We start from the raw sequence: 15,575 nt of genomic DNA, 5'->3' as shown, positions 1-15,575 counted from the left end.
ATTGATTCAATCAACATTGACAAGGATTGAGTCCATCATGGATGGTCGATGCATGAACACCACCGACAGCACCATCGAAGGACCGCGGGGCCTCGCGGGAGTCGTGGTCACCGAAACCGAGCTGGGCGACGTCCGGGGCCGCGAGGGCTTCTACCACTACCGCCAGTACTCGGCCGTGGAGCTCGCCGCCGGCCGCAGTTTCGAGGACGTGTGGCACCTGATGTTCCGCGGCACGCTCCCGGCGGACGCCGCCGAGCGAGCCGCCTTCGCCGCCGAGACCGCCGGGCTGCGCCGACTGCCCGAAGAGGTGCGCGAGGCCCTGCCGGGCATCGCCCGCGCCGGCCGGCTCTCCGGACCGCTCGCCGGCCTGCGCACCGCGCTCTCGCTCCTCGGCGCGTCCGCCGGCTTCCGCCCGGTCTACGACCTCGACCCGGCGCGCCGCGCGGCGGACGCCCTGGCCGCCTGCGCCGCGGTGCCGACCCTGCTGACCGCCCTGCACCGGCTCGGCCTGGGCCTGGAGCCGGTCGAGCCGCGCGACGACCTCCCCTACGCCGCCAACTACCTCTACATGCTGACCGGCGAGGAGCCCGATCCGGCCCGGGCCCGCGCGGTCGAGCGGTACCTGATATCGACCGTCGACCACGGCTTCAACGCGTCGACGTTCACCGCCCGCGTGATCGCCTCCACCGGCGCCGACGTCGCCGCCTGTCTGACCGGGGCCATCGGCGCGCTCTCCGGCCCGCTGCACGGAGGCGCCCCCAGCCGGGCCCTGGACACCCTCGACGCGATCGGCACCGTGGACCGGATCGGGCCGTGGATCCGCGAACGGGTCCTCGCCGGCGACCGGATCATGGGCTTCGGGCACCCCGTCTACCGCACCGAGGACCCCCGCTCGCGGATGCTGCGCGACATCGCCCTCGGCTTCGGCGGCCCCCTCGTGGACTTCGCCGTGGAGGTGGAGCGCCAGGTGGAGGAGATCCTCGCCGAGCTGAAGCCGGGCCGGGAACTGCACACCAACGTGGAGTTCTACGCGGGCGTGGTCATGGAGCTGTGCGGACTCCCGCGCGAGATGTTCACCCCGACCTTCTGCGCCGCCCGGGTCGTCGGGTGGAGCGCGAACATCCTGGAGCAGGCCACCGATTCGAAGATCATCCGACCTGCCGCCCGGTACACGGGCCCCACCCCGCCGCAGCCGGTGCCGCTCATGGACTGACCGGACCTGGCTACGATCGACCGGGTGAACAGCAGGCAGCCCATCCCCGTCGTCGTCCTCGCCGGATTCCTCGGATCCGGGAAGACCACCGTGCTGAACCATCTCCTCGCGAGCCGCGGCGGCACCCGCATCGGGGTCGTCGTCAACGACTTCGGTTCCATCGAGATCGACGCGATGTCGGTGGCCGGCCAGGTCGGGGACTCGATGGTCTCCCTCGGGGGCGGCTGCCTGTGCTGCGCCGTCGACGGCAGCGAGCTGGACGCCTACCTGGAGAAGCTCTCCGCGCCCGTCCACCGGATCGACGTGATCGTCATCGAGGCGAGCGGCCTGGCCGAGCCCCAGGAGATGATCCGCATGCTGGTGGCCAGTGAGAACCCGGCCGTCCGGTACGGCGGCCTGGTGGAGGTCGTGGACGCGGCCGAGTTCGACGCGACCAGGGCCCGGCACCCGGAGACCGACCGCCACCTCGCCGTCGCGGACCTGGTGGTGCTCAACAAGACCGACCGGGTCGACGCGCGCGAACGGGCCAGGATCGAGACCGAACTGGCCGCGCTCTGCGCGCCGGGCACCCCGGTCGTGGGCGCCGACCACGGCCGCATCGACCCCGAGCTGCTCTTCGACCGCCGGCCCCGGACCGAGACCCGGGGACAGTTGTCCTTCGAGGACCTGCTCGCGGAGGCCGAGGGCCACGACCACTGCACCCACGCGCACGCCGCCTACGAGAGCACGGAGTTCCGCTCGGAGTCGGCCCTCTCCCCGCGCCGGCTCATGGACTTCCTCGACCGGCGCCCCGCCGGGCTCTACCGGATCAAGGGCTTCGTGTGGTTCGGGGTCCCCGGACACGACGAGCGCTACGAGGTCCAGGCCGTCGGCCGCTTCCTGCGCTTCGCCCCGCAGCCCTGGGGGCGGGGCGAAGCGCGCCTGACGCAGCTGGTCCTGATCGGCGCGGGCACCGACGGCGAGGCACTGGTGCGCGCGTTGGAGGCCTGCCGGGAGGAAGCCCCGCAGGACGCGAACCCCGAGAGCATGTGGGGCGTGCTCCGGTACGTCGACCGGCCCGTGCCTGCGGCCCCACCCGAAGGCGAGGCCGAAGCCGAAGCCGAAGCCGGGATCGGGGCCGGGATCGAGGCCGGGATCGAAGCGGTGCCCGGTCCGGACGTCGAGGTCTAGGCGACCTCGACGCCGTACTCGCGCAGCAGGTCCTCCAGGCCGCCCCGGTAGCCCTTCCCGCCGATCACGAAGTCCCAGTCGCCGTTCGACCGGCGCCGGAACGAGCCGAGCACCAGCGCGGTCTCGCCGGCCCGGCCGTCGGAGACCTCAAGCTGCCCGGCCTCCGCGCCCGCCGCGTCCAGCAGCCGGATCCGGGCATCGGTGAAACCGGCCAGGTCGGCGAGTGGATCGGCCTCCGGGTCCACGGCGGCCACCAGCACCAGCCGGTCGGCCTCGCGCGGCAGCGCGTCGAAGGAGACCTCCAGCGCCGCCTTGTCGGGCGCCGCGTGCACCCGGGCGCGTACCGAACCGTCCGGTGTGCGCGGGTTGTTGAAGAAGACGAAGTGGTCTTCGCTGAGCACCCGGTTGCCGGCGCAGACCAGGGCGCACACGTCCAGCGCGACCCGGCCGGACCAGGTCATGCCGAGCACGTTGTGGTCGGCCGGCGGCTCGGGTTCGGGAGCGCGCTGCGCCGGGACCGCCGCCTCCCGGCCGCCCCCGAGGCGTCCGCGCAGCCCGTACTGGTGCAGGAGCTCCACGAGCTTCTCCCCGGGAACCAACTCCAGCGGCTTGCCGTTGGAGAAGGTGTACGACGTCGGCCCGAAGGACGAGGTGGTGACCAGCACCCCCTTGTTCGCGCCCTTGTCCTGGACCGTGCCGTACAGGTCCCGTACCGCCGTGGGCGGCACGGTGTTCCGGTAGCGCTTGACCTGGACCACGATCCGTCCGCCCGTGATCGGGGACGGGTCGTTCGCCTCGATGTCCACACCGCCGTCACCCGACCGCTGCGTGGTCACCGCCTCCATGCCCATCGCCCGGAAGAGCTCCGCCACCAGGTTCTCGAAGGCGATCGGGTCCATCACGAAGAGGTCCGGCTCGTCCTCGCCGCCGGCCGAATGTCCGCCGTGGCTGACGACTCCTCCGCCGACCTCGTCGGGCCTGCGCCCGGGGCGTACGGCCGTCAGCTGGTCGGGCCGCGCCGACAGCTGCCCGCGCAACCCCTCCACCAGGCAGTCCACCGCGCTGACCTGCTCCAGCCGGAGCCCGGTGAAAGTGCTGCGCGGCGCCGCCACCGAGGCGAGCACGAACTGCGCCTCCTGACCCGTGACGGGGTCGGGGCAGTCGACGAAGCCGTTCACCACGACCGCGTCCAGCACGCCGAACTCGTCCGCCGCGTACATCTCGCGCACCACCAGCAGCATGGACTGCGCCAGCAGGTCCCGGTACAGCCCCCGTCGCTCCGTGACCGGGCGGGGCTTCACCTTGTCCTGGTCCGTGCTCGGCAGGTACTGGACCGACCGGGCCTCCGGGACCACCGCGTACCCCGGCAGCTCCCAGTCGAGGACCAGCTCGCGCTTCGCCGGGTCGTACGCCGCCGCCACCTGCCGGGGCAGGGCCTCGGGCCAGGCCGTGGAGGTGTACAGCGCGGCCGAGAAGTACTCGACCACCGCTTCCGGGTCGCCCGCGCGCAGCGCTCCGGCCAGCTCGGTGAGTCCGTCGTTGTGCGCCCGGATCCCGGCGAGCTGCTGCGCCGCCCACCGGTCGTACTGCTGCCGGTACGCCGCCACTTGCTGCCGGCGCTGCGCCTCGGCGGCGTTGGCGGCCTGCCAGGCCTGGGTGTAGCGGGCGTGCGCCTCCCGCTCGGCCTGCGCTCGGCTCGCCGAGCCGAGGGTCCAGCCGCTGCTCTGGTGCTGGAACTGCTCGATGCGGGGCATCGGCACCGGTTGCGCCAGGGTGCCGGGGCTGAACGGCTCCAACTGTTCGGACCGCACCAGGGAGGCCATCCGGAACGCCGGAGCCCGACAGCCCGCGACCAGCAGGCCCTGCAGGGCGGCCACCTCGGCGTCGATCTCGGCGGTGCGCCGCCGCGCCTCGGCCTCCCGGTGCTGCCGGTGGCTGCGGGCCGCCTCCCGTTCGTACGCGCGTTGTCGGCGTTCCGCCTCGCGGTGCTGGATCTGCTGCGTCTGCTGCATACGGCGCTGGGCCTCGGCCCAGTCCCCGATCAGTCCGCCCGACCGACGACTCATCAGCTCTGTGTTCTCCCGCCCCACCCGACAGTGCCAAGAGGGAAAACACTAGTCGCCATTCGGGTGGTACGTCCCCCTGACGTACCACCCGAAAGGGCTGGAACCTCCTACAGTGCGGGTCCCGCCAGCGTCGCCACCGCCGCCGGCAGCGGCGCCCCCGAGCCGTCCCGGCGCGGATCGGTCGCCGGCAGCTCGGCCGGGGCGCCGTTCGCCGCCGCCGCCCGGGCGGGCGCGCCGCCGGCCCAGGCCAGCACCAGCAGGTCCTCGCCCTTCAGGAACCGCTGGCAGCGCACGCCGCCGGTGGCCCGGCCCTTGCGCGGGTACTGGTCGAAGGGGGTCAGCTTCCCCGACAGCATCGAGTCGTCCAGGGTCCCGTGCGAGCCGGCGACCGTGAACACCACGGCGTCCCGGCCCGGGTCGACCGCCGAGAAGTGGATCACCTTGGCGTTCTGGGAGAGCTTGATGCCCGCCATACCGCCCGCCGGACGGCCCTGCGGGCGCACCTGGCCCGCCGGGTAGCGCAGCAGCTGGGCGTCGTCGGTGATGAAGACCAGGTCCTCCTCGCCCGTGCGCAGCTCGACCGCGCCGACGATCCGGTCACCGTCCTTGAGGGTGATGACCTCCAGCTCCTCCTTGTTGGCCGGGTAGTCCGGCACGACGCGCTTGACCACGCCCTGCTCGGTGCCCAGCGCCAGACCCTGCGAGGACTCGTCCAGCGAGGTCAGGCAGACCACCTTCTCGTCCGGCTCCAGCCCGGAGAGGAACTCCGAGACCGGCGCGCCGCCCGCGAGGTTGGGCGCGGCGTGCGTGTCCGGAAGCTGCGGCAGGTCGATCACCGAGAGCCGCAGCAGCCGGCCCGCGGAGGTGACCACGCCCACATCGGCCCGTGCTGTCGCGGCGACCTGCGAGACGATCAGGTCGTGCTTGGCCCGGGCGCCGCCCTCGTCCTGCGGCAGCGGCTCGCCGTTCGCCGTACGGGCCAGCAGGCCCGTCGAGGACAGCAGCACCCGGCACGGGTCGTCCGCGACCTCCAGGGGGACGGCCGCCACCGCGGTGCCCGCCGACTCCAGCAGGACCGTACGGCGCTCGGTGCCGAACTTCTTGGCGACGGCGGCCAGTTCCGCGGAGACCAGCTTGCGCAGCTCGTTGTCGGACTCCAGGATCCCGGTCAGCTCGTCGATCTCGCCCGTCAGCCGGTCGCGCTCGGACTCCAGCTCCAGGCGGTCGAACTTGGTGAGCCGGCGCAGCGGGGTGTCCAGGATGTACTGGGTCTGGGTCTCGCTCAGCGAGAACCGCTCCATGAGCCGGGCCTTGGCCTGGGCGGAGTTCTCGCTGTCGCGGATGAGCCGGATGACCTCGTCGATGTCGATGAGGGCCACCAGCAGGCCCTCGACGAGGTGCAGGCGGTCCCGGCGCTTGGTGCGGCGGAACTCGCTGCGCCGCCGGACGACCTCGAAGCGGTGGTCGAGGTAGACCTCCAGCAGCTCCTTGAGGCCGAGGGTGAGCGGCTGGCCGTCCACCAGTGCCACGTTGTTGATGCCGAAGGACTCCTCCATCGGCGTCAGCTTGTAGAGCTGCTCCAGCACGGCCTCCGGGTGGAAGCCGTTCTTGATCTCGATGACCAGGCGCAGGCCGTGGGCGCGGTCGGTGAGGTCCTTGACGTCGGCGATGCCCTGGAGCTTCTTGGAGCCGACCAGGTCCTTGATCTTCGCGATGACCTTCTCGGGGCCGACCGTGAAGGGCAGTTCGGTGACGACCAGACCCTTGCGGCGGGCCGTCACGTTCTCCACGGCCACCGTCGCGCGGATCTTGAAGGAGCCGCGGCCGTTCTCGTAGGCGTCCTTGATGCCCGAGAGCCCGACGATCCGGCCGCCCGTCGGCAGGTCGGGACCCGGGACGAAGCGCATCAGCGCCTCCAGGTCCGCGTGCGGGTGGCGGATCAGGTGGCGGGCGGCGGCGATGACCTCGCCGAGGTTGTGCGGGGGCATGTTGGTCGCCATGCCGACCGCGATCCCCGACGCGCCGTTGACCAGCAGGTTCGGATAGGCGGCGGGCAGCGCCACCGGCTCCCGCTCCTGGCCGTCGTAGTTGGCGGTGAAGTCGACGGTGTCCTCGTCGATCGACTCCGTCATCAGCGACGTGGCGTCGGCCATCCGGCACTCGGTGTAACGCATCGCGGCCGGCGGGTCGTCGTTGCCGAGCGAACCGAAGTTGCCGTGGCCGTCGACCAGCGGCAGGCGCATCGAGAAGGGCTGGGCCATGCGCACGAGGGCGTCGTAGATCGAGGCGTCGCCGTGGGGGTGGAGCTTGCCCATCACCTCGCCGACGACGCGGGCGCACTTCACGTACCCGCGGTCGGTACGCAGACCCATCTCGTTCATCTGGTAGACGATGCGGCGGTGCACCGGCTTCATGCCGTCCCGGGCGTCGGGCAGGGCGCGGGAGTAGATCACCGAGTACGCGTACTCGAGGAAGGAGCCCTGCATTTCGTCGACGACGTCGATGTCGAGGATCTTCTCCTCGAAATCCTCCGGCGGCGGGGTCTTCGTGCTGCGGCGGGCCATCGCTGCGCGGCTCCTTAACCAAGAATGGGATGTGCTGGGTGTCTGGCTGGTCTGGCGGGTCTGGCTGGGTCCTGCCGGTGTCCGGCGGGGTACGACGCCGACCATTGTGGCCCGAGGCGCCGACAACGCCGACTCCGACCCAGGTCTGGGCCGGGAACTTATCCGGTGGCCGACGCGCTTGCATACAGTGGCAGGTCTGACGGAAATCTCTGCATCGCGATCGAAGGGACCACATGCCCATGGGTCACACGGCCACAGCCCAGGCCGGCTCCGGCGGCCTGACAGCGACCGAGCACCGGCTGGCCAACGGCCTGCGCGTGGTGCTGTCCGAGGACCACCTGACCCCGGTCGCCGCGGTCTGCCTCTGGTACGACGTCGGCTCGCGCCACGAAGTCAAGGGGCGTACCGGCCTGGCTCACCTCTTCGAGCACCTGATGTTCCAGGGTTCGGCGAGCGTACCGGGCAACGGCCACTTCGAGCTCGTCCAGGGCGCCGGCGGTTCCCTCAACGGCACCACCAGCTTCGAGCGCACCAACTACTTCGAGACGATGCCGACCCACCAGCTGGAGCTCGCGCTCTGGCTGGAGGCGGACCGGATGGGGTCCCTGCTGGCCGCCCTGGACGACGAGTCCATGGAGAACCAGCGCGACGTCGTCAAGAACGAGCGCCGCCAGCGCTACGACAACGTCCCGTACGGCACCGCCTTCGAGCGGCTGACCGCCCTGGCGTACCCCGAGGGCCACCCGTACCACCACACCCCGATCGGTTCCATGGCCGATCTGGACGCCGCGTCCCTGGAGGACGCCCGCACCTTCTTCCGCACGTACTACGCGCCCAACAACGCGGTGCTGTCGGTCGTCGGGGACATCGACCCGGAGCAGACCCTCGCCTGGATCGAGAAGTACTTCGGCACCATCCCCTCCCACGACGGCAAGCAGCCGCCCCGCGACGGTTCGCTGCCCGACATCATCGGGGAGCAGCTGCGCGAGGAGATCGTCGAGGAGGTCCCGGCCCGCGCGCTGATGGCCGCCTACCGGCTGCCGCACGACGGCACCCGCGAGTGCGACGCCGCCGACGTGGCCCTGACCATCCTGGGCGGCGGCGAGTCCTCGCTGCTGCACAACCGCCTCGTACGCCGCGACCAGACGGCCGTCGCCGCCGGCTTCGGCATGCTGCGCCTGGCCGGGGCGCCGTCCCTGGGCTGGCTGGACGTCAAGACCTCCAGCGGCGTCGAGATCCCCGCCATCGAGGCGGCCGTCGACGAGGAGCTCGCGCGGTTCGCCGCCGAGGGCCCGACCGCCGAGGAGATGGAGCGCGCCCAGGCGCAGCTGGAGCGCGAGTGGCTGGACCGGCTGAGCACGGTGGCCGGCCGCGCCGACGAACTGTGCCGGTACGCGGTGCTGTTCGGCGACCCGCAGCTGGCCCTCACCGCCGTCCAGCGCGTCCTCGACATCACCGCGGAGGAGGTGCAGGCCGTGGCCGCGGCCCGACTGCGCCCGGACAACCGCGCGGTGCTCGTCTACGAGCCGCTCGCGGCGGACGGGGCCGAGGGCGAAGAGGGCGAAGGGAACGCCGACAGCGACGAGAACGAGGGGGCGGAGCAGTGAGCGACACCGCAGCCGTCACGATGACCTTCCACCCGCGCCCGCAGGCCGGCGAGCCGCAGCCGTGGGCCTTCCCGGCCCCCGAGCGCGGGACGCTGCCCAACGGGCTGACCCTGCTGCGCTGCCACCGCCCGGGCCAGCAGGTCGTCGCGGTCGAGATCAACCTCGCCGCGCCGCTCGACGCGGAGCCCGAGGGCCTGGACGGCGTGGCGACCATCATGGCGCGCGCCCTGTCGGAGGGCACCGACAAGCACTCCGCCGAGGAGTTCGCCGCCGAGCTGGAGCGCTGCGGGGCCACCCTCGACGCGCACGCCGACCACCCGGGCGTGCGGGTCTCCCTGGAGGTCCCGGCCTCCCGGCTGGCCAAGGCGCTGGGCCTGCTCGCCGAAGCGCTGCGCGCCCCCGCCTTCGCCGACGCCGAGGTGGACCGGCTGGTGCGCAACCGGCTCGACGAGATCCCGCACGAGCTGGCCAACCCCCAGCGCCGCGCCGCCAAGCAGCTCTCCAAGGAGCTCTTCCCGGCCTCCCTGCGGATCTCCCGGCCGCGCCAGGGCACCGAGGAGACGGTCGCCCGGATCGACTCCGCCGCCGTACGCGCCTTCTACGAGGCCCACGTGCGCCCCGCCACCGCCACCGCGGTGGTCGTGGGCGACCTGACCGGCATCGACCTGGACGCCGTGCTGGCGGACACCCTGGGCGCCTGGACCGGCGACACCGCCGAGGCCCGCCCCGTGCCTCCCGTGACCGCCGACGACACCGGCCGCGTGGTCATCGTCGACCGGCCCGGCGCGGTCCAGACGCAGCTGCTGATCGGCCGCATCGGGCCGGATCGCCACGACCGTGTCTGGGCGGCCCAGGTCCTCGGCACGTACTGCCTCGGCGGCACCCTCACCTCCCGCCTGGACAAGGTGCTGCGCGAGGAGAAGGGGTACACCTACGGCGTGCGGGCCTTCGGCCAGGTGCTGCGCTCCACCGCCGACGGCAAGGGCGCCTCCATGCTCGCCATCAGCGGCTCGGTGGACACCCCCAACACCGGACCGGCGCTGGAGGACCTCTGGAAGGTGCTGCGCACCCTCGCGGAGGGCGGTCTGACCGACGCCGAGCGCGATGTGGCCGTGCAGAACCTGGTGGGCGTGGCCCCGCTGAAGTTCGAGACGGCCGCCTCGGTCGCCGGCACCCTGGCCGACCAGGTCGAGCAGGAGCTGCCCGACGACTACCAGGCGCAGCTGTACGCGCAGTTGGCCGAAACCGGCACGGTGGAGGCGACCACGGCGGTCGTGAAGGCGTTTCCGGCGGACCGGCTCGTCACGGTCCTGGTGGGCGACGCCGCGCTGATCGAGGAGCCGGTGCGGGCCCTCGGGATCGGTGACGTCACGGTCGTCACCAACTGACGTCACGGGCGCCCGGATGACGGGCAACTGACGCACTTCGCAGGAGGCTCCGGCGGGTTTCCGCCGGAGCCTCTTTTGTCCGTTTAGTGGTGAGGTTGCTCGTATGTGATGTGGCGTACGCAACAAAAAGGCGCGTCTGTTTGGCGATTGACTGATGATCCGCCTAGCGTCGGCCGTGCTGTCCGTCAGTTGTGCCCGCCGCACCCGCGGCACCGGGCAGCAATCGCCGAGTCCCCGTCAGGCGCGAGCCTGGGGAGCCGGGGACCCACATCAGTCCCTGGGGTGAATCGGACCCCCTCGCAAGAGGAGGCCCGTAGGAGACCTTCCTGCTCCGAACCCGTCAGCTAACCCGGTAGGCGAGAAGGAAGGAAAGGATCAAACCCTTCATGGCGTTTGGCAGTCGTCCCGCTGGTACCGGCAAGCACCGTGGTTCCAGCCGCCTGAGCAAGAAGACCGCCGGCTACGCCGGTATCGCCGCGATCGCCACCACGGGTGTGGTCGGCTCCCTCGCTGCCCCGGCCTTCGCCGCGGACAACCACAGCAGCTCCGCCCCGGAGAACGGGCTGGGCGCCGTCGTCGTCGCCGAGGACCTCGCGGGCGACATCCAGGACCAGGCCGAGTCCCAGCAGCGCGCCGCCGAGCACGCCGCCGCCAAGGCCCAGGCCGAGGCCGACGCCAAGCAGAAGGCCGCAGAAGCCAAGCGCCTCGCCGAGGCCAAGGCGAAGGCCGAGCGCGAGGCCGCCGAGCGCGCCGCCCGCGAGGAGGAGCGCAAGCGCCTCAACACCTTCGTCTCGCCGCTGGACGACTCGTACGTCAGCACGCAGTACAAGGCGGGCGGCGGCATGTGGTCCTCCGGCAGCCACACCGGCATCGACTTCCACGCCGCCTCCGGCACCTCGGTCCACGCGGTGGGCTTCGGAACCGTCGTCGAGGCCGGCTGGGGCGGCGCGTACGGCAACAACGTCGTCATCAAGCACAACGACGGCACCTTCACGCAGTACGGCCACCTGTCCTCGCTGAACGTCTCCGTCGGCCAGCAGGTGACCCCGGGCCAGCAGATCGGCCTGTCGGGCTCCACCGGCAACTCCAGCGGCCCGCACCTGCACTTCGAGGCCCGCACCGGCTCGCAGTACGGCTCGGACATCGACCCGATCGCCTACCTGCGCTCGCACGGCGTCAGCCTCTGACCCCCCGGCGCCGCTCACCGCGCCGCGCGCACGGCGCACAGCTTCACGAAGACCCCGCCTCCCGAGCCGGGGTCTTCGTGTTTTTGCGTCCGGGTGCAATGTTTCGGATTTCCGTCCGCTCTCGAAATTATGCTGTGCTGCAATAGAGTCGTGACGTGCGCGTGTGTGCGCATGGGGGCTGGCGATCGGAAATAGGCGGAGGTTCGGTCTTGCGTATTCCTGCGCACGCGGTATGCACGGCAATTCGCGACGACATCGTCTCCGGGGTGTTCGAACCGGGCGGTCGGCTGACCGAGGAGGTGCTGGCCCGCCGGTACGGGGTCTCGCGCGTCCCGGTCCGCGAGGCCCTGCGGACCCTGGAGTCCGAGGGCTTCGTGACCACGCGGCGCCACGCCGGGGCCTGCGTGGCCGAGCCGACGGCTCAGGAGGCGGCGGACCTCCTGGAGCTGCGGATGCTGCTGGAGCCCCTGGCGGCGGCCCGGGCCGCCCGGCGCCGCACCGACGCGCACCTCAAGGTGCTGCGGGGGCTGGTGAGGCTGGGTCAGGAGCGGGCCAGGCGGGGGCAGGGCGAGGACCTGCGCTCGCTCGGGAGCTGGTTCCACGAGACCCTCGCGCAGGCCTCCGGCAGCCCGGGGCTGATCGCGCTGCTCACGCAGATGCGGCACAAGGTGGCGTGGATGTTCGTGGTGGAGGCGCCGGCCCGGCCCGCGGAGTCCTGGGCGGAACACGGCGCGATCGTGGACGCGGTGGCGCGCGGGGACGCCGAGCGGGCGCGGACGCTGGCCGCGATCCACGCCGACCGCGCGGCCGGCGCGCACCGGCTGCGGAAACGGACGGCGGTGAGCACTTCGCAACCTGCCGTAAACATGTCGAGCGGGCACCATTAACAGGAGCCGTATACAAAGGACGGCATCGCGCGAATTCGGTGCGCGGGATAATGTGCTGCGCGAATTCCTGCGGATCGTGTGCGGCCTCGCGCTCCCGATTGCGCCGGACCTTTTCGAGGGAGCCGAATTCCCGGGGTGCGGTTCCCCCGGCCTTCCGTCAGCGGAAAGCGGCGCAGCCGCGGCCCCCGTCCGGGGGCCGCGGCTGCGCCGCTCGTGTCGTGCGGGGTGAACCCGAAGGGTCAGACGGTCTCGGGGAGCTCTTCGAGGCCCTCGGCGACCAGCTTCGCGAGGCGGTCCAGTGCGGCCTCCGCACCCTCGGCCTCGGAGGCGAGGACGATCTCCTCGCCGCCCTGCGCGCCCAGGCCCAGCACCGCCAGCATGGAGGCGGCGTTGACGGGGTCGCCGCCGGACTTCGCGATGGTCACCGGGACGCCGGAAGCGGTCGTCGCACGGACGAAGATCGAGGCGGGACGAGCGTGCAGGCCCTCGGCCCAACCGACGTTGACGCGGCGCTCTGCCATGGTGATGCCCTTCAGGTTCTTACGGTTGTCTAGACCAGTCTCTCACGGCACCCCGAATGCTCCGACCGACCTTCGGCCTGGATTTCGCCGCTGCTCGACTTCCCCAGCTTGCACCGCTGTGTACCGGCTTGACCACTGCGCCGCGCGAGCGCTGTCCGCCCCGGTCCGGCCGTAAGGTATGCGCATGACCACAGAGTCGGACCCGTCCTACCCGGCCCACTGGGAGGCCGACGTCGTCCTCCGCGACGGCGGCACCGCCCGGATCAGGCCCATCACCACCGAGGACGCGGGCCGGCTCGTCAGCTTCTACGAGCAGGTCTCGGACGAGTCGAAGTACTACCGCTTCTTCGCGCCCTACCCCCGCCTCTCCGACCGCGACGTGCACCGCTTCACGCACCACGACTACGTGGACCGGGTGGGCCTGGCCGCGACCATCGGCGAGGAGTTCATCGGCACCGTCCGCTACGACCGCATCGGGCCCGACGGCCGGCCCGCCTCCGCCCCCGCCGACGAGGCGGAGGTCGCCTTCCTCGTCCAGGACGCCCACCAGGGCCGCGGGGTCGCCTCCGCACTCCTCGAACACATCGGCGCGGTGGCCCGCGAGCGCGGCATCCGCCGGTTCGCCGCCGAGGTGCTGCCCGCCAACACCAAGATGATCAAGGTGTTCACGGACGTCGGCTACCAGCAGAAGCGCAGCTTCGAGGACGGGTCCGTCCACCTCACCCTCGACCTGGAACCCACCGCCGAGTCCCTCGCCGTGCAGCGCGCCCGGGAACAGCGCGCCGAGGCCCGCTCCGTGCAGCGCCTGCTGGCCCCCGGCTCGGTGGCGGTCGTCGGGGTCAGCCGGTCCGGCGCCGGCGTGGGCGCGGCCGCGCTGCGCAACCTGCGCGACAGCGGCTTCCACGGCCACCTCTACGCCGTCAACGAGGCCGTCACCCGCGACCTCCTCGACGGCGTGCGGGCCTACCGGTCCGTGGAGGCCATCGGTGCCCCCGTCGACCTCGCGGTGATCGCCGTCCCCGCCGACCGGGTGCCCGACGCGGTGGCCGCCTGCGGCGAGCACGGCGTGCAGGGGCTCGTCGTCCTCTCCGCCGGATACGGGGACAGCGGCCCGGCCGGACTCGCCCGCCAGCGCGAGCTGCTGCGGCAGGTGCGCTCGTACGGGATGCGCCTCATCGGACCCAACGCCTACGGGGTGATCAACACCGCCCCGGAGGTGGAGCTCAACGCTTCCCTGACCCCCGCGCCGATGCCGGTGCGCGGCCGCACCGGCCTGTTCACCCAGTCCGGGGCGATCGGCATCGCCCTGCTGTCGGCGCTGCTCCGGCGCGGCGAAGGCCTGTCCTCCTTCGTCTCCGCCGGGAACCGGGCCGACGTCTCCGGCAACGACATCCTCCAGTACTGGTACGAGGACGAGGCGACCGACGTCGCCCTGCTCTACCTCGAAACCCTCGGCAACCCGAGGAAGTTCACCCGCCTCGCCCGCCGGACGGCGGCCGTCAAGCCCGTGGTCGTCGCCAAGGGCGGCCGCCACACCCCCGCCGGACACGTCGTCCCCGGCACCCGCCTGTCGGAGGACACCGTCTCCGCCCTCCTGCGACAGGCCGGCGTCATCCGGGTCGACACGGTCACCGAGCTGGTGGACGTCGGCCTGCTGCTGGCCTCGCAGCCGCTGCCCGCCGGACCCCGGATCGCCATCCTCGGCAACTCCGAGTCCCTCGGCGTCCTCACCTACGACGCCTGCCTCACCCAGGGCCTGCGGCCGCTGCCGCCCCTGGACCTGACGACCGCGGCGTCGCCGGAGGACTTCCGTACCGCCCTGGCCGCCGCCCTCGCCTCCGACGACTGCGACGCGGTGGTCGTGACCGCCATCCCGTGGGTCAGCGAGCACGCCCTCGCCGACGACCTGGCCGACGCGCTCCGAGAAGCCGTCGCCGAGGCCCCCGGCAAGCCGGTGGCGGTCGTGCACGTGGAACTGGCCGAGCTCGTGCAGGCCCTGTCCGCGCCCCGTGAACCCGACGCCGAGGCGCGGGACCGCCCCGCCGCGGGCAGCCCCTGGACCCCGGCCGCCACCCCGGCCCCCGCCACCGCCGCCCCGGTCCGGATCCCCAGCTACCCCGCCGCCGAGCGCGCCGTGAAAGCCGTCGCGGAGGCCGTGCGCTACGGGCAGTGGCGGCGGTCCCTCGCCGACGCCGGTCAGGTCCCCGAGTACGAGGACATCGACGAGGCCGGCGCCGCGACCCAGCTCGCCGGGCTGCTCGCCGACGTCGACGGCGGGGCCGTACTGACCCTGAGCGACTGGGACGCCCGCGAACTGCTCGCGCGCTACGGGATCCGGGTCCTGCCCACGCTCCCCGCGCCCAGCCCCGACGCCGCCGTCCGGGCCGCCGGGATCCTGGGCTACCCGGTCGCCCTCAAGACCACCGCCCCGCACCTGCGCCACCGTGCGGACCTGGGCGGCGTACGGCTCGACATCACGAACGAGGCCGAGCTGAGGCGCTCGTACGAAGAACTCACCGACGCGCTCGGCAAGCCGGCCGAGCTCCAGCCCGTGATCCAGGCCATGGTGCCGCGCGGTGTCGACACCGTGATCCGGTCCGTCCTCGATCCGGCCGCCGGCGCCGTCCTCTCCTTCGGGCTCGCCGGGGTCGCCTCCGAGCTGCTCGGCGACACCGCCCACCGGCTGGTCCCCGCCACCGACCGGGACGCCGCAGGACTGGTCCGGGCCATCCGGGCGGCACCCCTGCTGTTCGGCTGGCGCGGCAGCGACCCCGTCGACACCCCCGCCCTGGAGGAGGTGCTCCTGCGGCTCTCCCGGCTCGTCGACGACCATCCCGAGGTGATCGACGTCTCCCTGGAGCCCGTCGTCGTCGCCGTCGAGGGGACCTCCGTGCTCAGCGCCACCGTCCGGGTCGCCCATCCGCCCGCCCGCGGCGACCTCGGGCCGCGGACCCTCCCCAGTTACTGACCGG

The 15,575-nt window shown here is 72.4% G+C and carries 10 protein-coding genes and 1 riboswitch; of the genes, 7 read left to right on the top strand and 3 right to left on the bottom strand.

Annotated elements, in window-relative coordinates; translation table 11 throughout:
• Window positions 1-37: 37 nt before the first annotated feature.
• Together IH80_RS0105640 and IH80_RS0105635 are read left to right on the top strand one after the other, a co-directional pair.
• Window positions 38-1,213 (top strand): citrate synthase/methylcitrate synthase, encoded by a 1,176-nt coding sequence (locus tag IH80_RS0105640; RefSeq protein WP_199819216.1) that lies wholly within the window; start codon window positions 38-40, stop codon window positions 1,211-1,213.
• Between the two features lie 24 nt (window positions 1,214-1,237).
• Window positions 1,238-2,383: a CobW family GTP-binding protein gene (locus IH80_RS0105635; protein WP_051808829.1), complete on the top strand. Its 1,146-nt coding sequence runs from the start codon at window positions 1,238-1,240 to the stop codon at window positions 2,381-2,383.
• Here IH80_RS0105635 and IH80_RS0105630 read toward each other — a convergent pair.
• Window positions 2,380-4,449, bottom strand: coding sequence for a restriction endonuclease (locus IH80_RS0105630; protein ID WP_030958184.1), 2,070 nt, complete (start codon window positions 4,447-4,449; stop codon window positions 2,380-2,382). The genes IH80_RS0105635 and IH80_RS0105630 overlap by 4 nt on opposite strands.
• 107 nt (window positions 4,450-4,556) lie before the next feature.
• Entirely contained in the window at window positions 4,557-7,013 is a 2,457-nt protein-coding gene (locus tag IH80_RS0105625) for a DNA gyrase/topoisomerase IV subunit A (RefSeq protein WP_030958182.1), read from the bottom strand.
• Window positions 7,014-7,252: 239 nt separating this feature from the next.
• Here IH80_RS0105625 and IH80_RS0105620 point away from each other — a divergent pair, with 239 nt between their 5' ends.
• The 4 genes from IH80_RS0105620 (at window position 7,253) to IH80_RS0105605 (ending at window position 12,082) form a co-directional block, all read left to right on the top strand.
• Window positions 7,253-8,620, top strand: a complete 1,368-nt coding sequence (locus IH80_RS0105620) for a M16 family metallopeptidase (RefSeq protein WP_030958180.1) — start codon at window positions 7,253-7,255, stop codon at window positions 8,618-8,620.
• Window positions 8,621-8,640: 20 nt separating this feature from the next.
• Window positions 8,641-10,008 carry a M16 family metallopeptidase gene (locus IH80_RS0105615; RefSeq protein WP_030958178.1) on the top strand — a complete coding sequence of 456 codons (1,368 nt, stop codon included), beginning with the start codon at window positions 8,641-8,643 and terminating at the stop codon, window positions 10,006-10,008.
• Window positions 10,009-10,222: 214 nt separating this feature from the next.
• Window positions 10,223-10,382: riboswitch (cyclic di-AMP (ydaO/yuaA leader) on the top strand.
• A gap of 12 nt (window positions 10,383-10,394) precedes the next feature.
• Window positions 10,395-11,195 carry a M23 family metallopeptidase gene (locus tag IH80_RS0105610; protein ID WP_030958177.1) on the top strand — a complete coding sequence of 267 codons (801 nt, stop codon included), beginning with the start codon at window positions 10,395-10,397 and terminating at the stop codon, window positions 11,193-11,195.
• 209 nt (window positions 11,196-11,404) lie between these two features.
• Window positions 11,405-12,082, top strand: a complete 678-nt coding sequence (locus IH80_RS0105605; RefSeq protein ID WP_030958176.1) for a GntR family transcriptional regulator — start codon at window positions 11,405-11,407, stop codon at window positions 12,080-12,082.
• Between the two features lie 239 nt (window positions 12,083-12,321).
• Here IH80_RS0105605 and IH80_RS0105600 read toward each other — a convergent pair whose 3' ends face one another.
• Entirely contained in the window at window positions 12,322-12,603 is a 282-nt protein-coding gene (locus IH80_RS0105600; RefSeq protein WP_030026990.1) for an HPr family phosphocarrier protein, read from the bottom strand.
• A gap of 184 nt (window positions 12,604-12,787) precedes the next feature.
• Here IH80_RS0105600 and IH80_RS0105595 point away from each other — a divergent pair, with 184 nt between their 5' ends.
• Entirely contained in the window at window positions 12,788-15,571 is a 2,784-nt protein-coding gene (locus IH80_RS0105595) for a bifunctional GNAT family N-acetyltransferase/acetate--CoA ligase family protein (protein WP_030958175.1), read from the top strand.
• Window positions 15,572-15,575 lie beyond the last annotated feature (4 nt).

The organism is Streptomyces sp. NRRL S-378, from assembly GCF_000720645.1.
Classification (GTDB): Bacteria; Actinomycetota; Actinomycetes; order Streptomycetales; family Streptomycetaceae; genus Streptomyces.
Note: the sequence above shows the minus strand (reverse complement) of the source record. Positions and strands in the feature narration are given on the sequence as shown.